At 46.8% G+C, this 16861-nt stretch carries 15 protein-coding genes and 1 pseudogene; 8 read left to right on the forward strand and 8 right to left on the reverse strand.

Translation table 11 applies throughout. The features are described from left to right. Nucleotides 1–65: 65 nt before the first annotated feature. From ACEQFP_RS13830 to ACEQFP_RS13840, 3 genes are all read right to left on the reverse strand, one after another. Nucleotides 66–362: a putative quinol monooxygenase gene (locus tag ACEQFP_RS13830; protein ID WP_035599900.1), complete on the reverse strand. Its 297-nt coding sequence runs from the start codon at nt 360–362 to the stop codon at nt 66–68. 41 nt (nt 363–403) lie between these two features. Beyond that, on the reverse strand, nt 404–799 hold the full coding sequence (locus tag ACEQFP_RS13835) for a VOC family protein (RefSeq protein ID WP_047059775.1): 396 nt from the start codon (nt 797–799) through the stop codon (nt 404–406). Between the two features lie 211 nt (nt 800–1010). Further along, on the reverse strand, nt 1011–1292 hold the full coding sequence (locus ACEQFP_RS13840; protein ID WP_035594579.1) for a ribbon-helix-helix domain-containing protein: 282 nt from the start codon (nt 1290–1292) through the stop codon (nt 1011–1013). 545 nt (nt 1293–1837) lie between these two features. Between ACEQFP_RS13840 and ACEQFP_RS13845 the strand changes: the two genes are divergently transcribed. After that, nucleotides 1838–2311 (forward strand): anti-virulence regulator CigR family protein, encoded by a 474-nt coding sequence (locus ACEQFP_RS13845; RefSeq protein ID WP_223931129.1) that lies wholly within the window; start codon nt 1838–1840, stop codon nt 2309–2311. Between the two features lie 229 nt (nt 2312–2540). Here ACEQFP_RS13845 and ACEQFP_RS13850 read toward each other — a convergent pair whose 3' ends face one another. Continuing rightward, nucleotides 2541–3467: a LysR family transcriptional regulator gene (locus tag ACEQFP_RS13850; RefSeq protein WP_005286543.1), complete on the reverse strand. Its 927-nt coding sequence runs from the start codon at nt 3465–3467 to the stop codon at nt 2541–2543. A 187-nt stretch (nt 3468–3654) separates the two neighbouring features. Here ACEQFP_RS13850 and ACEQFP_RS13855 point away from each other — a divergent pair, with 187 nt between their 5' ends. The 3 genes from ACEQFP_RS13855 to ACEQFP_RS13865 all read left to right on the forward strand — a co-directional run bounded on the left by ACEQFP_RS13855 (nt 3655) and on the right by ACEQFP_RS13865 (nt 8566). Beyond that, a complete protein-coding gene (locus tag ACEQFP_RS13855) occupies nt 3655–4707 on the forward strand; it encodes a 4-oxalomesaconate tautomerase (RefSeq protein ID WP_035600378.1) in 1053 nt (350 codons plus the stop codon). 78 nt (nt 4708–4785) lie between these two features. After that, nucleotides 4786–6219: an anion permease gene (locus tag ACEQFP_RS13860; RefSeq protein ID WP_005294187.1), complete on the forward strand. Its 1434-nt coding sequence runs from the start codon at nt 4786–4788 to the stop codon at nt 6217–6219. An 85-nt stretch (nt 6220–6304) separates the two neighbouring features. Further along, a complete protein-coding gene (locus tag ACEQFP_RS13865; protein WP_370547436.1) occupies nt 6305–8566 on the forward strand; it encodes a hydratase in 2262 nt (753 codons plus the stop codon). A 473-nt stretch (nt 8567–9039) separates the two neighbouring features. Here ACEQFP_RS13865 and ACEQFP_RS13870 read toward each other — a convergent pair whose 3' ends face one another. Together ACEQFP_RS13870 and ACEQFP_RS13875 are read right to left on the reverse strand one after the other, a co-directional pair. Then, the gene (locus tag ACEQFP_RS13870; protein ID WP_158409446.1) at nt 9040–9177 is read right to left on the reverse strand and encodes a hypothetical protein; all 138 of its coding nucleotides are present in this window, start codon (nt 9175–9177) and stop codon (nt 9040–9042) included. A 384-nt stretch (nt 9178–9561) separates the two neighbouring features. Then, nucleotides 9562–10478, reverse strand: a pseudogene (locus ACEQFP_RS13875) (IS5 family transposase). Nucleotides 10479–10715: 237 nt separating this feature from the next. Between ACEQFP_RS13875 and ACEQFP_RS13880 the strand changes: the two are divergent. Next, the gene (locus tag ACEQFP_RS13880) at nt 10716–10997 is read left to right on the forward strand and encodes a hypothetical protein (RefSeq protein WP_005286518.1); all 282 of its coding nucleotides are present in this window, start codon (nt 10716–10718) and stop codon (nt 10995–10997) included. A 183-nt stretch (nt 10998–11180) separates the two neighbouring features. Here ACEQFP_RS13880 and ACEQFP_RS13885 read toward each other — a convergent pair whose 3' ends face one another. Further along, on the reverse strand, nt 11181–11591 hold the full coding sequence (locus ACEQFP_RS13885; protein WP_005286515.1) for an ASCH domain-containing protein: 411 nt from the start codon (nt 11589–11591) through the stop codon (nt 11181–11183). A gap of 1458 nt (nt 11592–13049) precedes the next feature. Beyond that, nucleotides 13050–13562, reverse strand: a complete 513-nt coding sequence (locus ACEQFP_RS13890) for a DUF2442 domain-containing protein (RefSeq protein ID WP_097364594.1) — start codon at nt 13560–13562, stop codon at nt 13050–13052. A gap of 451 nt (nt 13563–14013) precedes the next feature. On the opposite strand from ACEQFP_RS13890, the gene ACEQFP_RS13895 reads away from it, so the two are divergent. The 3 genes from ACEQFP_RS13895 (at nt 14014) to ACEQFP_RS13905 (ending at nt 16481) form a co-directional block, all read left to right on the forward strand. Then, on the forward strand, nt 14014–14580 hold the full coding sequence (locus tag ACEQFP_RS13895) for a Rha family transcriptional regulator (RefSeq protein WP_109610020.1): 567 nt from the start codon (nt 14014–14016) through the stop codon (nt 14578–14580). Nucleotides 14581–14586: 6 nt separating this feature from the next. Further along, nucleotides 14587–14868 (forward strand): hypothetical protein, encoded by a 282-nt coding sequence (locus ACEQFP_RS13900; protein WP_109610022.1) that lies wholly within the window; start codon nt 14587–14589, stop codon nt 14866–14868. 614 nt (nt 14869–15482) lie between these two features. Next, nucleotides 15483–16481, forward strand: coding sequence for a phospholipase D family protein (locus ACEQFP_RS13905; RefSeq protein WP_370547438.1), 999 nt, complete (start codon nt 15483–15485; stop codon nt 16479–16481). The last annotated feature ends 380 nt before the right edge of the window (nt 16482–16861 follow it).

Consider the following 16861-nt stretch of genomic DNA (forward strand, 5'->3'; position numbering starts at 1 on the left):
CAAAAGGAGTCGCATGACAGGGGGATATTCATGCGCACACTTAAAAATTGACAGTCATGTGGCGCTTATGCTGCCGGATCAACTTGTTTGAAAAATTGAATATCAGGATCTTTTTCTACAATTCCCTTTATCTCGTTGAGTAGTGAGATAAAGTAGGGCATCTTACAGTGTTGATCGAAGGCGATTTGATCGATAAATTGCTCTTGGAATACTAAGACATGAGATTTCATCGCATCCTCATATAAGAAATAGCGGATACAGCCAGGCTCTTGTCTGCTGACCTTGACCATCTTTAACAAAATATCACGCAGAATAGCCTCTTTCCCCTTCTTCGCAGTGAAGGTCGCGGTTAGGTTTATCATCGTTACTCCTTTTTTATATTGCCGTTGTCGCGGCTTAAAGCTTATTGATATCTGCCCGCTCTCTCGATAAACTCAATTTGGTAGCCATCCGGATCGGTGATAAAGAAAAATTTTGCCAATACCTGATCTTGTTGATGGAATACTTTAACCTCACCCGGCATTAATTGCGCAGTCAGTAACGCATTATGCGTGGCGTTGATATCATCAACCGTGACGGCAAGATGCCCATAGCCAGAGCCATGGGAATAGGGTGTGCATCTATCCGCGTTATAGGTTAACTCCAACTCGAAACTGCTCTCCTCATTGGCGAGATAGACGAGAGAAAAACCATCAAAATCACATCGTTGTTTGACTTTGAGTTGTAATGCTTGAGCGTAGAATTTAATTGAACGATCCAAGTCAAACACTCGAATCATTGAGTGTATCATTTTAGCCATAATGGGTTACTCCACTAGTCATCAATGAATATAAGATAAAGTGTTATCGTAGACGTAAGGTAGTAGTTATTTACTACGCGGGGGACTTTATTGGTAGAGGGCAGGGGGGAATAACAGAATAATAGCGTTTGCCGTCACTAATATCGAGGCTATGTGCGCGCGTGAGTGAGTCATATGGGGATGCCAGCGTAGCACGTTAGGTGTATCAACCTTACGCCGCGTTAACTTGATCGACACGATTTTCGAGGTGAATGAGGCATGAACATCTGAGTAGCGAAGAAAAGTTTTTCATATCGATATTATTATCTAAGGCTTCCATATACAGCTTAGAGATAAACTGCCCTAAGGTTTTATTTTGAGAGATCGCGAGGCTTTCCAATATTTGCCAAAATTTATTTTCCAGGCGTATGCTGGTGACGTGGCCACAGATACGCACAGAGCGAGCGCTGCTGGTGTAATTAAAAGGATTTTGTCCAGAAAAAACCGTACACATAAGATATACCCTATCATTAAACACACTCACTATAACATAGCCATCAGTTATCACGTAGTACCCCAATACTACGCCTGACGCCCAGGGTGGCGTGCGGTGAAACGACCACACTAATACTCTGTTTCTTGCTTCTTTTTTCTTATGGTGTGCTGAGTGCTGAGTGCTGAGTGCTGAGTGCTGAGTGCTGAGTGCTGAGTGCTGAGTGCTGAGTGCTGAGTGCTGAGTGCTGGTTTAGTGCTGGGTGGCGCGCCGAGCACGTTGATGCGTATTCACTGTAGCATGCGATTTGAGTGATTCGCTCAATAGCGAACAATGCGTGACGCATACACCTCGTTATCGCCAGTGAGCAGAGTGAGCGGATAAGCGATGGAACGGAGCGATCCATGACGAGGATTGCCGTAATCGACAGGATGCGAAGGCGACCCCCTCTAGCTCAGATGTTTCCGATTTGCTAGCTCCGCGGCTATGTAGATGGCAGGTGAGTGAGTTATTCACTGATAAAATTAGTTCAGACATATAACGTCTCTAATAGGGAAGCGTCACCGATGAGAAGAATGAGCTTGATCGCACTGCTAGCAATATGGGGGAGTGGCGCATTGCTGCCGATGGCGGCCTGTGCTGGGAATGGGCATGGCAACGGAAACGGCCATGGACATGGTGCTCATAATGCAGAGCGCCATGGCGCATGGCGCGATTCAGAGGAGTGGCAACGCGCGGAGAAGTGGGAGAAAGGTAACGCCCGAGGGCGGGAGGAAACCTTCGATTGGCACGACTTTCGTCGCCAGAGTCGGCTACTGGGGATCGCGGGTTATAAGCCCTTACCACCAGGGATCGCCAAGAACCTGGCTAAAGGAAAACCGCTTCCCCCGGGGATCGCCAAACAGGCTCTGCCAGCGAGTCTTGCCCGCTTGTTACCGCGCTATCCGGGACGCGAATGGAACATCGTGGGAAATGATTTGGTCTCGGTGATCACCGGCACGGCCATTGTTGCCGAGATTATTCGTCATGCGTTTGATTGAGGGCAACGGCTCGCTGATGGTCATCAAAGACAAGGGGCCATCACATCTACCCGGAGAGCGATCCCTCGTGGGGACGCGTAGCGTTATATTCTTATATTGAGTTCATGGTGGATATCTGGGGAAAAGGAGATCCACATCACGCGTCCAGATGCGTCATTGGTGAGTGGCATCGATTCCCTGTAAGAGACGAGGTAACGCGTTGCGGACACGATGGAAAGATATCCGCTCATTATTTTTCGACGATATTGGTCCACAGATTATCTTTATCGTCGGTCCATAAATTAAGCAGTAGCGTAAAAAAGTGCTCGGCAGCAGGGGAGAGTACCGACTCCTTGCGGCGAATAATGCCCAGCGTGCGGCGGATAACCGGTTCGACCAGGGGGATACCCATGATCGTGGCATGTGCTGTTTGTGGCATCGCCAGCCCGGGGAGCGCCGAGATACCCAGACCCGCCTCAACCAGACCGAGAGATGTCGATAAATGGCGCACCTCGTAAAACCAGTCCAGTTTCCAGGGCTTATCCGCCAACTTTTGTTCTATCAATAATCGATTGCCACTGGAGGAGCGTACCCCGATCAGCTTGTAGTCGATCAACTCCTGCCATTCGACCAATTGTTTCTTCGCTAACGGATGATCGCGCCGGCAGGCGAGCACAAACGGTTCATTGACCAGTGGGGTAAAGTCAATGGATGAATTTGTGATGTTGTTCATGTTTATCCCAAAGTCAACCTCGTTGCACAAGACAGATTCCATGCAGTCATTTGTACCTTGCTCAAGAATCCGTACTTTAATGTTGGGATACAGCTCATTAAATTTGCCGATCGCCAAGGGTAAAAAATAGAACACGGCGGTTGGGATACAGGACAAGGTAACCATGCCGCGGTGGTAGGCGCTCATGTTGCTAATGTTAAATAGCGTTTCATCGAATTTTTTTATTAGTTCTTTCGCTTCTGGCAGTAGCATCTCTCCTACGTTGGTCAACGTAACATGACGTGTGGTTCTCTCGAAGAGCTGAACATGTAAGTCATCCTCCATCTTTTGTATACGACGCGTTAACGCCGGCTGGGTAATGTTAAGCATCTTGGCGGTGTTGTTAAACGATCCCGACTCTGCCAGCATCACAAATGCCTTCATGCTTGATAAATCATGCTTCATTATCACTCCAAGAAACTAAAGTGCCTGGCTTTGCCATAGCCCATATCACGGGGTTTGAGTAGTGTGGTGGAATACAGAGAGAGTAAATTAATAAAAAAAACTTATCAATCGCCGAGCTAAAGTCATTAGCTCTGCTTTTCTCTTGATGCAACCATAGCGTGAGTCATCCTAAGTAGAGGGCGTGGTTATGAAAAGAATACCTTGCGTTATGATGCGAGGAGGAACGTCACGGGGGGCATTCCTGTTAGCGGAGCATCTGCCGACAGATCCCATACGGCGAGATAACATACTAATAACAATAATGGGGTCTGGTAACGAACTGGAGATAGATGGTATTGGTGGCGGTAATCCACTTACTAGCAAAGTCGCTATTATTAGTCGTTCCGATGACCCTTGTGCGGATGTCGATTATCTCTTTGCCCAGGTATTAGTCCATGAGCGGCGCGTTGATACCACCCCAAATTGCGGAAATATGCTCTCTGCCGTGGGTGCCTTTGCGATTGAACAGAATTTGATTAAGGCTACACAGCCACTCACCCGTGTACGTATTCGCAATGTCAATACGGGCACTTATATTGAGGCCGATGTACAGACGCCCGATGGTGTTGTGCAGTATGACGGTAACGCAAGAATCGATGGCGTGCCGGGTACTGCGGCGCCAGTGGCGTTAACCTTTCTGAATGCCGCAGGAGCAAAAACCGGGAAGCTCTTTCCGACGGATAAACCGATCGACTATTTCGATGGTGTACCAGTAACCTGTATTGATATGGCAATGCCACTGGTCATTATTAAGGCCGCATGTCTGGATAAAACGGGTTATGAATCACCAGCCGAGTTGGATGCCGATAAAGAGTTATTAGCGCGAATCGAATCTATTCGTCTACAAGCGGGTAAGGCCATGGGCTTAGGGGATGTCAGTAATAAGGTGATACCGAAACCTGTGCTGATATCACCGGCACAACGAGGTGGTGCGATTAATGTGCGTTATTTTATGCCGCATGCCTGTCATCGTGCATTAGCGATTACCGGGGCTATTGCCATCTCGACGAGTTGTGTGTTGGGGGAAACGGTGACGCGTCAAGTATCTTCTGCGGTGACTTATGGAAATATTAATATTGAGCATCCCAGCGGCTCACTCGATGTTTATTTGAGTAACTCAGGGCAGGAAATTTCAACATTACGCGCTTCAGTGATTCGCACTGCGCGGAAAATTTTTTCCGGAGAGGTTTATCTTCCCTGATGAGTGATGCGCTTTGGTTGTGATAAGGAGAGCAGAGCAAGGACTGTTAAATCCACAATGCATAAATAAGGATTCACCATGAATAAGAAATCTTTATGGAAGCTAATTTTAATGTTAGCGGTTCCATGTGTTATTGGGATAATTCCCGCCCCGGCAGGATTAAGCACGCTGGCTTGGGTACTGTTTGGTATTTATCTGGCGGCGATTGTCGGATTGGTGCTTAAACCATTCCCGGAACCCGTTGTATTATTAGTGGCACTGGCTGCATCGATGGTGGTAGTAGGAAATTTATCCGCAGGAGCATTTAAAACGACTGCGGTATTGAGTGGCTATACCTCCGGGACTACCTGGTTAGTCTTTTCCGCATTTACCTTAAGTGCGGCTTTTGTTACCACCGGATTAGGTAAACGAATTGCCTACCATCTGATTGGTAAAATCGGTCATACCACACTGGGGTTGGGGTACGTTACCGTCTTCCTCGATTTAGTCCTCGCACCGGCGACACCGTCTAATACCGCCCGTGCCGGTGGTATTGTATTACCGATCATTAATAGTGTGGCGGTAGCCTTGGGCTCCGATCCGGAGAAAAGCCCACGTCGTATTGGCCACTATTTGATGATGTCGATCTATATGGTCACCAAAACCACCAGTTATATGTTTTTTACGGCGATGGCGGGAAATATTCTGGCGCTGAAAATGATTAATGACATTTTGCATCTGCAAATTAGTTGGGGGGGGTGGGCATTGGCTGCCTGTTTACCCGGTCTACTGATGCTGTTGTTGGTGCCGTTGATTATTTATATCTTATATCCACCTGAAATCAAAAAAGTGGATAACAAAGCGATTGCTAAGGCTGGTCTGGCGGAGCTAGGCGCGATAAAGTGCCGCGAAAAAATGTTGCTTGGGGTATTTATCCTAGCATTGTTAGGTTGGATCTTCAGTAAGAGCCTCGGTGTCGATCAATCTACCGTCGCCCTGGTGGTTATGGCGGCCATGCTGTTGTTAGGGATCGTTACCTGGGATGATGTGGTGAAAAACAAGGGGGGATGGAACACATTAATTTGGTACGGCGGCATTATTGGCTTAAGTTCGATGCTCTCCAAGGTTCACTTCTTCGATTGGTTGGCTGAACTCTTTAAAAATAACCTGGCTTTTGGCGATCATGGTAATGTTGCATTTTTTATTATTATCTTTATGAGTATTATCGTTCGCTATTTCTTTGCTTCGGGTAGTGCTTATATTGTTGCAATGCTACCCGTCTTTGCCATGTTGGCGGATGTCTCTGGGGCGCCACTCATGTTAACAGCATTGGCTTTACTCTTCTCCAACTCCTATGGTGGCATGGTGACTCACTACGGTGGTGCAGCGGGCCCCATTATTTTTGGTGTGGGTTATAACGATATTAAGTCATGGTGGTCAGTCGGTGCCGTGCTGACATTATTAACCTTCTTGGTACATATGACTCTCGGGGTCTGGTGGTGGAATCTGTTGATCGGCTGGAATATGCTGTAATTATTCACAAACGGTTAATCTCTTATCTGAATATATATTTGTATAGATCTGTGTGCTATTGGCATATGGATGGTTGGAGTCGCTGATGATCACGTTATCTGAAAATGGTGTATATCTCGTTAATAATGAAGAGCTGATAACTGAAGAGTGCTATGTCAATGAGAGGGATAAAGATCGTGCTAAGCAAGGAACGATAGCATGGTCTATCCTATCTGCTCATAACACCTCGGGCAATATGGCTAAACTTAGAATAAAATTTGATGCCTTAGCCTCTCATGATATTACTTTTGTTGGTATCATTCAGACTGCCAAGGCCTCGGGTGTGGAGCGTTTCCCGTTACCTTATGTATTAACAAATTGCCATAATTCACTCTGTGCTGTTGGGGGTACGATTAATGGTGATGATCATCTCTTTGGCCTATCGGCGGCACAGCGTTATGGGGGAATTTTCGTCCCGCCTCATATTGCAGTGATCCATCAATATATGCGTGAAATGATGGCCGGTGGCGGGAAGATGATCCTAGGATCAGACAGTCATACCCGCTATGGTGCCTTGGGAACCATGGCTGTCGGTGAAGGCGGCGGTGAATTGGTAAAACAACTGCTTAGTGATACCTGGGATATTGACTATCCCGACGTCGTCGCTGTCTACCTGACGGGTAAACCTGCTCCCGGGATAGGGCCACAGGATGTGGCGTTGGCGATTATTGCTGCAGTATTTAAAAATGGCTACGTTAAGAATAAGGTCATGGAATTTGTCGGCCCGGGGATTAGTTCACTATCGATGGATTTTCGTAATAGTGTCGATGTGATGACAACCGAAACAACCTGTTTAAGTTCAGTCTGGCAAACGGATGAGACGGTTGAGCGCTGGCTACGATTGCATGGTCGTGAGCAGGATTATCGCCCATTGCATCCACAGCCATTAGCTTATTACGATGGCTGTATCCACGTTGATTTAAGTGCAATTAAACCGATGATTGCCTTGCCATTTCATCCAAGCAATGTCTACGAGATTGATACACTCAATCAAAATCTGTGTGATATTTTGCGTGAGGTCGAAATTGAGTCTGAGCGTATCGCCCAAGGTAAAGCGAAACTCTCGCTTGTCGATAAGGTGGAGAAGGGGCGTCTAAGAATTCAACAGGGGATTATCGCCGGCTGTTCCGGCGGTAGCTACGAAAACATTATTGCGGCCGCGAATGCCCTACGTGGACACGCTTGTGGTAATGATGCATTCTCTCTGGCGGTTTATCCCTCTTCGCAACCGGTACTACTCGATTTAGCGAAAAAGGGTATAGTCGCTGACCTGATTAGTGCTGGGGCAATTATTAGAACGGCATTTTGTGGACCCTGCTTCGGAGCGGGGGATACGCCGATTAACAACGGTTTGAGTATTCGCCATACGACGCGTAATTTCCCAAATCGCGAAGGTTCTAAGCCGGGTAACGGACAGATGTCGGCGGTTGCGCTGATGGATGCTCGCTCCATTGCCGCGACCGCTGCGAATGGTGGATACCTAACCGCAGCGAGCGAACTGGCGTGTTGGGATAACGTGCCGGATTATGTCTTTGATCAAACGCCGTATAAAAATCGTGTGTATCAGGGGTTCGTTAAAGGTGTCACACCGCAAGCGCTGATTTATGGTCCTAATATTAAAGATTGGCCAGAGTTAGGCGCGCTAACCGAGAATATCGTTCTGCAGGTGTGTGCGAAAATTCTCGACGAGGTGACCACCACGGATGAATTAATCCCGTCTGGTGAAACCTCCTCCTATCGCTCGAATCCATTGGGACTGGCGGAGTTTACCCTGTCTCGTCGTGATCCGGGCTATGTGGCGCGTAGCAAGGCGAGTGCCATGCTGGAGGCACAAAGGCAGGCGGGTAACGTTAGTGAACTGAGCATACTCTTTGAGCGTATTCGGCAAATTGCCGGGCAAGAGCATGTCGATCCGTTGCAGACCGAGGTTGGTAGTGTGATCTACGCCATTAAGCCTGGAGATGGCTCCGCGCGTGAGCAAGCGGCTAGCTGCCAACGAGTGATTGGGGGCTTGGCAAATATTGCCCAGGAGTATGCTACTAAACGCTATCGCTCCAATATGATCAATTGGGGAATGTTACCATTACTGATGGCTGACGCACCGACCTTTGAGGTTGGGGATTATATCTATATCCCGGGAATTAAAACGGCACTGGACAATCAAGACTCAGAAATTACTGCTTATGTTATTCATCAAACAGCAGCGATAACAGAAATCGCTCTCTATCTGGAGAGCCTGACCGCAGAGGAGCGTGAAATCATCAAGGCGGGTAGTCTGATTAATTTCAACAAGCAGCGCCATATGTGACATTCATGCTTTATTTTTTGCTCTCTGAATCGTGTTTCCCTCTGTCTCCCCGCTCATGCCGGGGAGACGGGGTTGGCTGTGCCAAGTGGCTAAGTGCCGTTTGCTGAATACCCCGTTAGTCTTATTGCGTATCTGAGAGCCTCCCATTAGGCTATTTTATTTTCTATTTGGATTCTGGGTAGGGTTCACAAAAAACTTAACAAAGTTTTGAACGCCCTTCAGGGCGGCCAGAAGGGTGAGCGAAGCGAATAATCCTCACGTACTGTACGTACGATTTTAATCTTGAATTCAACGGGGTAATTCGGTTTTTGTTACGAATAAAGGAGCGTGATTTGGTGGAGGGGATCCACCATATTTAATGCCCATTATCCTCTCAGGGATGTCAGGTCCTACCGGGCAGTTCTGTATGTGACACTTACGATGACTTTATCCAGTGCGCCGTAAAATCCCACCTTTTAGCGCGGGGGAGAAAGTCAATGGCACTGACCTGCGCTATTTGTGCCATTAGGGCAGACTTGGCTGCTGGCCGGTAGAACGCCCCAGTTGGCGTTAAAGGGGCCGGTACAGGCGGTTAAGGTGAGGGTTACCAGTAAGGAGAACACAATTTTCATATTTTCATCCCGGATGTATGAAAGTTAGCCTTTTAATTTATCACCATAAGGTTGTGATGACCGCAGTGAGTATGACAAATCGTGCTGTTGAGATCGTTTTTCACATCGATAAATTTTCATGAAAAACGGCGATAGTGCGATCCTAACTAGGATAACCATCATGACAAAATCGAACTGGGCGGCGATTGGTGTGGCATTCTAGAACGGTGAGCTCTCCTTGCGAGCCATCGAGCCATCGAGCCATCGAGCCATCGAGCCATCGACGCTCAATAGTGCGTATCCGAAGTCGTCATTCGACAAATGGCCCAAAAATATGGCTGGATATGCGGGCTGTATTGAGTAAATTAGCGTTAAGCGGCAAGATGGTTCCCACTGGTGCGCTTGTTATACGATCTGGACGCTGTGCGGCATACCTGGCAACGTCATGCGGTTCAACGCGTTGACCATTGCCCCACCTGCGCGTCATCGTCACGCAGGCTCAGATGACCACCTAGCAAGGTTTTGATGTGGAGCATCGTAGCCGTTTCGTCTATCGAACACTGCTAATAGCTCACTTTCTTTTTCCAGATGCCATTGCTACCGCTCAGATACGGATCCGCCACCGCGTGGTGACACATGGTATGTATCAGGCCAGTATCGCGTATCACTCCGTGGTGGGATAAATTGCCTGATCTTTTCCCGCTGTAATGCATGATGAACGTCCCGCGTACCATGAATGCCTTTTGCTGAGGCCTCTCTGATTTTTCGGTGGGCCAGGCTAAGTCATCTCGGCAGTGCCTGTGCATGTCGTATCATGGAGCGGTAAATTGCACAGATAATCTCATGCGTCACACTGTTTATTGCCAGGTGAAGCTAGTGCCGCACCCAGTGTTTGTCAGCCCATGTTGTCGGACCCGCCATTCGTCTTCGCCCAAGACCTTCAGACTTCTGGAGTCTATCACTCGATGAGCGATTTCACCCCAACAGGGCGTTTTAAAGCTGACGTTAACCGGCGTGGCACGCTTACTGATGCCGCGGTAGCCCGGGTAGCGCAGCGGTGGAGCCATTAGCTTAAAAATGGACTCAACGAAGCCTTGCAAAGCCCGGCGCGAAAGATTGAACAGGCGTTTCATCATCAACCGCATGCTGACGGCCATGTCGCTGTAATGAGGCGGTCGACCACGACCTTCAGCGTCAGGCTGTACAGGCTCAGACCATGCAGCAATGGCAGACCCATCAAACCAGATCGTCAGCAAACCGCGTTGCCTGAGCGCCTTGAGGTAGACTGACCCGTTGGTCATTTTAAACGTTAACTTTGCCATGGGCTGCCGATGCTGAAACGACAATAGCGATCAGATCCGCCAGTCACCTAAACGTTCGATTTATTCAACAAGACCGCTTTAATGAAGAAGGCACAGTATTCAGGCATGACGAGGCGATCCGAGCGGTGATAAAAACGGCGCTCGATCACATGGTGCCTAGGGGATGTGCGCCCGGTCGCGTTATTGCGTTAAATAGCAGTGCTACCTTACTAAACTAAATTCGTTAGGAGTTTCTTTATGAGCCATACGTACTACGCCGACCGTTGGCAGCATTATCAAGCCCGCGCCGAACTCGCTTATACCCTCGACTGTTTTGGCGACTATCTGGCCAGGATGCACGGCTATCCATCGGCAGTCGCGGGCTTTGAGGCGATCTACTTGTACTTGTGCAATAAGTATCATTGGTCGATTGCGCAGAGTCGGGTGATGTCTCATGAGGATATTCGTTTAGCGCTGGCCCTGGAGATGGAGGGCTGGTCGCTGCCGCCCGAGGCGCGGGTGGAGGCGATACAGGGATAGAGGAGTAGGTCGCTGATATATTGCAAAGGCAAGATGGCGCGTGGCTGGATATTATCACGCGCATATTGTTACGCTTGTCATTATTAATGATGTTGACTCGTTTATTATGCTGGTCTGTCCTGTGCCAGGAGTGGACATTGTCATAAATGACTATGGATAAGATGTCAGCCCGCTTATCTCACCTTACAGCAGTTCAACCAGTTCAAATTCTTCTGCGATCAACTCCATCTCTTCAGAAAAATGACCTTCGCGGGTGAAAAATCGCTGGTGCTCTTTCCGCCAGTATTCAAGACTTAAATCGCCTTCACCCTCTTTGCGGGCAAACGCCTCAGTCACATCACAAAAACGCATCAGTCGCATTGAAACCAGTCTGATCACGCAGACCGGAACATTCTGGCCATCAAGGATAATGTTATACCCCCCGATCCTCGGGGCAGACTCTTCCCGCTGGTAGGAGAAAAAAGATCCGCAGGAGGCCGTTTTGATTCCCCTTTTGATCAGGTCTGCAAGCTCGCTAGCCAGTTCCGGGCTGTCACCCATTTGCCAGGCATCTACGCCTGGATACTTCATTGTTATTTTATCAATCGCAACCATTAAAAGTTCCTCTTAATTGTCGATGAAGAGAAGTGTTATACAGTTTTTTTTATGGGTTGTCCCGATATTACCCGTGATTCCCCAGTTTAGAACGTCGCTAGCAGTCAGGGAAAAATGGTTAAAGTCGGCGATCGCAGAGAAGGGCGGTTTACTGAACAGTGCGGCTAAATCAGTCCTATCACGGAAGCCGTCGCTAAATTCTACCTCGATAACATGGTCGACGACCACATTCACATCAATAAGTTACAACATAGCTACCTCTTACGGTTTCCCAGGATTCATCCCATTAACAGCTATCTGCCATATAGTCGGCAGCCTGGCTTTATTAGCCTTGATATGTGATTCGGCCAGGTTCCTATTAAACATCTCCACGGGCATGGGGAGGGCTTGAATAAAGCACTTTGGATGATCGCCGATAAGGAAACACCCCCACAGGCATGGGTAAGATCCCATTATCTTCTTAAAGAAGATACTAAACCAGCTACAGATTGTGTTTGGGTTACTGGGCGAATAGCTTTTTTACCACCAATAGCAGGTAGTTTACATCCATCATAGCACGTCTTAGCAAATCATGGTTGGACATGCGGGGGCGGAAGCCTAAGGACCGCCAGACGAGTTGCAGATATGAACATCGACATGAAACGGACGCAGAGAGGGGAGGTTGGGTGCGTATACTTGGTGATTACTCTTGGTAATTATATTTTTTTAATTTTAAAAATATAGTTAATGGTAAAAAGAAAGAACCTCGTAACTCCCACAAAACAGATAATGACAATTAGTGGCCTTGAGATTGACTCAGGTGCCTTATACCAATCAGGAAATTCTACACCCGCACCACTAATTAGTGTGCTTGATATGAATATTCCTAAAAATATGGATAGTAATTGTATTGTTCTTTGCATGATTACCCTTTAATAAGGTGAACTATTTTAACGATTATAAGTCCTTTCAAAACCTTTAGCATTACAGTGAAATTTACCACTTTTACAATTATCACTGCTATTCTATCTATCTCGGTAAAAAAGCTAGGAAGTCCTACGAGTAATCTGCAATCATTCTACCAATGACTCCATTATTACAAGAGATGACTCTAGCGTTTGATGAACTATAGCTTCGTTTACACTACCTCCTGATAGATTTAAATGGTATGTAAATCATAGAACTAGTTGAAAAATATACTCTTTGGCATGATGGAACAGTGATATTTATCACATTTGGGGTGATGCAGCTAATCTGTTGAAAATAATGTATAATATTCGTTTTCGGTGTTTGCTCATGGTCAGAGCTACCTTTAGGCGTGCTAGCAAGCATCCTGACGGCTATACCAGCCTCGCTGCACCACGTAATACTAAGCATATGATGTAAGCGTCGCCGTAGGAAAACCAGTTTTTACAAAAACAGTAAGCGGAAAGATGGTCTGACGTTGTGGTGTAAGGATTGTATGAATCAATCCTGAAATTAGCCGTGTTGCGCGTTATTTTCACGCACGATAGCCAAAATCGCGCCGCTGATCTTTGCCAGCGATTTAAAGCTGGGGTTCGTTGATGGCGATAGCGTTTTGTATGCACTGCTGCGGCTGGCAATCCCGGCCCTTTTGATGACGTCCGCGTGGCCCAGCTGCTCCGCGTATCCCCTTAACGCGGCCTGCAAAATATCCGGGCGCCCCTCGCTCATGGATTCCCAGGTGGCCTGGCGGAGGATCGCTTCTACATTTTCTGGCGTGAGTGAGCGTGAGGATGCCGATACCACTGCGCCTTTGCTCATGCGCTTAACCGTATCGGCAGAAAGCTCGGCATCTCCCCAGTTCAGCACGCCGCTAGCCGTCAGGGAAAAGCGGTTAAAGTCGGCGATCGCAGAGAAGGGCGGTTTGCTGAACAGCGCGGTTAAATCAGCCCTACCACGGAAGCCGTCGCTAAACTCGACCTCGATAACATGGTCGCCGACCACATCCACATCAATAATTTTCAACATAGCTGCCTCTTACAGTTTCCCAGGATGCATCCCATTAACCGCCATCTGCCACATAGCCAGTAGCCTGGTTTTATTGGCCTTGATATGTGACTCGGCCAGTTTCCTATTAACCCCCCCACCGGCGAGAGGAAGATTGGCCGAATAGCCAGATGGGCTCTGTATGGTCAGGCCAGAACGACTCATTACACCCCTATGATTTGTAAGTAAAGTATCATAAATCGGAATTGGTTTTACCCGCGATGTCGGGGGTATAGTCCGCTCAGGTGCTAGAAACACCTCAACGCGGCCTCCGTACCCGATAGACTTGCGTTTTTTTGTGGTCATTTTTTGGATATGGCCGAGTGTGGGCGAATACAATACCAGTGATGGGAATAAGCCCGCTTGACGTTGACAAGTTTCTAGCACTCGGCCACCCGAGCCGTTCGGGTATCCTCTAGAAAAGGATCAACAAATGGCTACCTCTCGCGTATCAAACGTTGCCAACCCTCCCAAAGTGTCTATCCATGATGGTAGGGTGGTGACAACTACTGATGACGTCGCTGCCTATTTTGGCAAGCAAGCTCATCACGTTGTGCAAAAAGTAGAATCCCTTGATTGCTCAAAAGATTTTATCATTCGCAACTTTTCGCGGATGATAAAAAACGTAACTCTGGCTAAAGGGGCAATGCGCCAAGTGGTCTACTACGAAATGACCAAAGATGGCTTCGTCTTCCTGGTCATGGGCTTTACAGGCAAAAAGGCCGCCGCGTTCAAAGAGGCCTATATCGCCGAGTTCAACCGCATGGAGAGGCAACTACTCACCCGCCAGCGGGGCGCGTACTCAGCCCCTAAGCCACAGCAGCTCTCCGACGGGGAGATAAAAAACCTGAAATGGCTGATCGACTCCATCGTCAACCAGTTCCGGTTCCGTGCCGCCTGGAATCAGGGCGTCTGGTACGCGCTGCGTCAGGCCACCGGTGTGCCATCCCCATATCCCTTTACCGTCGCCGATTTGCCCGCACTGGTAAGGGAGCTTTAACGCATCATGGAAATCGGCCATGAAACCCGCAGCCTGCTCCAGCAGCTGGAAAAGCAGGTACTACAGCAGGTGGTGCGTAACCGTGGCGAACTCCGCCCGGTATTGAACCATATCCAGCATGACCTCCGGCAGCTGAGTCTGTATCTTAGCCAGCCGGCCACGGCTCAATCGGACGCAGCAGCACATCCGCCTCAGCGCCGAGGAGAAACGCCAGCGCATCGACAAGCTACTGGCGCGCCGCAACCACATCGTCCAGCAGGCGGTGAAGCGGATGAATCGGTGGTTTGAGTAGGTCTGATTTTATTAAGTCTATCCATTTGATTATTCGTTAAATTCATTCGCTATCGTGTTTTTTAGCCTCCTGACATAGATCCTTACGCGGATCTTATGTTATCAGATAGATAATTGGTTATTGGTTTTCTAGACTATTTCATAATTCTTCTATGTCTCACGGTTCTTCCCTATTCAGCATTATTACAGACAAAACAATAAACCATCTACAATAATACAATTGTTCGTTTATTATTCGCTGATGTGTCGGTTTTTTAAAACAATAGCTATTGCTATGATTAGAATCATGTTTTTTATATTTACAGCCAAGTCTATTTTTTATTATTTTCGTATAATTATATTTGTGTGATGTATTTATGATCTGTCTTTGCTGTGGGTCTATACTATTCTCCTTAATTATATCAGACTTTCATTGCGCGGTCGTTAATCAGAATGAGATGATATATTAAGAGTGTGTCTTTTTAACAAGTATATGGTTTCATCCCTATCTTGCTGAAGGAGAACGCTGACGCATTAACTAATGCAATAGAGTATTTCCTATCAGGTTGACTGTCGATTATATTATAGTAAGTGTGTTATTTTATCAGGTAATCTATTGGTTAGAGGATATAATGAGAATAGTTTTTGCTGAAAAAATTGCAGAGTATATAAAAAATTGTTCCCCTGAATATATTGCTGTGGCTTTTGTCGGGGTTGATTGGCGAGAGTTTATTCCTGATTGGAAGAAAATAAAATCAATAGTGGTTTCACCAACGTTGGGGTCAAACCCAAAAGCTATACATGAGATTGTAAAAGAATTGGGTTGGGAGAAAGTAGAGTTTCTTGATAATCTTCATGCTAAATTATATCTGGGAGAGAACAGTGCTATCAGTGGTAGTGCAAATTTAACTAAAAATGGTCTATCTGGAAATATTTTACATGAATTATGTACGGTAACTCATAATCCACAACATCTAAAATCATTCAAGATTTTTTTTGACCATATTAGGTCTAAAGCTAAAGATAGCTATCCTACCGTTGAGCAGAAGAAGCATAAATTGGATGAATTGTTTCAGGTTTGGGGAGCGGCTGTTTCTCAAAAGCTACTTAATGATACTCATCATGCAACTCAATTTAAGGATTTTGAATTACTATCTAATAATCACTTCTATATCAGTTGGTATCAAATTTCCGACTGTGAGTACTCTGCGGAACTTCAGGGTGTTGAGGATTATATAGATGATAACATTCACTTTCTTCCTAGTGATAATATCGAGAAAAACCGTTGGGTGTTAACATGGAAAAAAACGAATGACGGAAAGCCACATAAGCGCGTAGCGCTAAATTGGCTTTATATTCATGAGTTATTTGAAAATGGTATCGTGACACCGGGATATGGTTATACTAAAGTAGCTATTCAGCGAAAAGATCTCCAAAAACCGGAGCCACCTTTCGAATTAACTCCTGATGTAGTTAAGGCCTTTAAGGAAGTTGTCGCCTGCGGTGTCAATAGGAAGTATTTTGTTCAACCCGATGATGAGTTTTATAATACTAATTATGGGCAAACACAATTGCCTAAACTTATTGATGATATGAAGGAAAAACTTAAAGGCATTAATACGAGCAAATGACTTGAATAAGTGGTTTGTGCTTATTGTGATTATTAATAAATAATCATATGGTGATATGATCGTTGTTGATTGTTTTTGACATAGGATGAAGCGACTTGTCATCGTGGATGTTACGTATTTTATTACCAGAGACTATATATGCGACGTAGGGCTGTACATAAACTCTCAGCGATGGTTTAGGCGCGCCAGTCATTTAGCTTGGTTCGAGAGTGGTTTAAAGCCCCGCGGGGCTTTTTTCTCTCACTACTGTTCTGGATTTACCATAACACCTGATCGGCGTACCGCTCATCACTCTGCGTGATGATTTCTCCCCCCAGTACGCCAAAAATCGTCGTTTTCTCCCTCGCTTTTCCTACCGATCGCACCGTCCCATTTCTCCC

Source organism: Edwardsiella sp. A.80236, from assembly GCF_044540725.1.
GTDB classification, from domain to species: Bacteria; Pseudomonadota; Gammaproteobacteria; order Enterobacterales; family Enterobacteriaceae; genus Edwardsiella; species Edwardsiella tarda.

Excerpts from the sequence above, each read along its gene's own strand:
- ACEQFP_RS13830 (WP_035599900.1), bottom strand. The coding sequence starts at position 362 with ATGATAAACCTAACCGCGACCTTCACTGCGAAGAAGGGGAAAGAGGCT.
- ACEQFP_RS13835 (WP_047059775.1), bottom strand. The coding sequence starts at position 799 with ATGGCTAAAATGATACACTCAATGATTCGAGTGTTTGACTTGGATCGT.
- ACEQFP_RS13840 (WP_035594579.1), bottom strand. The coding sequence starts at position 1,292 with ATGTGTACGGTTTTTTCTGGACAAAATCCTTTTAATTACACCAGCAGC.
- ACEQFP_RS13845 (WP_223931129.1), top strand. The coding sequence starts at position 1,838 with ATGAGAAGAATGAGCTTGATCGCACTGCTAGCAATATGGGGGAGTGGC.
- ACEQFP_RS13850 (WP_005286543.1), bottom strand. The coding sequence starts at position 3,467 with ATGAAGCATGATTTATCAAGCATGAAGGCATTTGTGATGCTGGCAGAG.
- ACEQFP_RS13855 (WP_035600378.1), top strand. The coding sequence starts at position 3,655 with ATGAAAAGAATACCTTGCGTTATGATGCGAGGAGGAACGTCACGGGGG.
- ACEQFP_RS13860 (WP_005294187.1), top strand. The coding sequence starts at position 4,786 with ATGAATAAGAAATCTTTATGGAAGCTAATTTTAATGTTAGCGGTTCCA.
- ACEQFP_RS13865 (WP_370547436.1), top strand. The coding sequence starts at position 6,305 with ATGATCACGTTATCTGAAAATGGTGTATATCTCGTTAATAATGAAGAG.
- ACEQFP_RS13870 (WP_158409446.1), bottom strand. The coding sequence starts at position 9,177 with ATGAAAATTGTGTTCTCCTTACTGGTAACCCTCACCTTAACCGCCTGT.
- ACEQFP_RS13880 (WP_005286518.1), top strand. The coding sequence starts at position 10,716 with ATGAGCCATACGTACTACGCCGACCGTTGGCAGCATTATCAAGCCCGC.
- ACEQFP_RS13885 (WP_005286515.1), bottom strand. The coding sequence starts at position 11,591 with ATGGTTGCGATTGATAAAATAACAATGAAGTATCCAGGCGTAGATGCC.
- ACEQFP_RS13890 (WP_097364594.1), bottom strand. The coding sequence starts at position 13,562 with ATGTTGAAAATTATTGATGTGGATGTGGTCGGCGACCATGTTATCGAG.
- ACEQFP_RS13895 (WP_109610020.1), top strand. The coding sequence starts at position 14,014 with ATGGCTACCTCTCGCGTATCAAACGTTGCCAACCCTCCCAAAGTGTCT.
- ACEQFP_RS13900 (WP_109610022.1), top strand. The coding sequence starts at position 14,587 with ATGGAAATCGGCCATGAAACCCGCAGCCTGCTCCAGCAGCTGGAAAAG.
- ACEQFP_RS13905 (WP_370547438.1), top strand. The coding sequence starts at position 15,483 with ATGAGAATAGTTTTTGCTGAAAAAATTGCAGAGTATATAAAAAATTGT.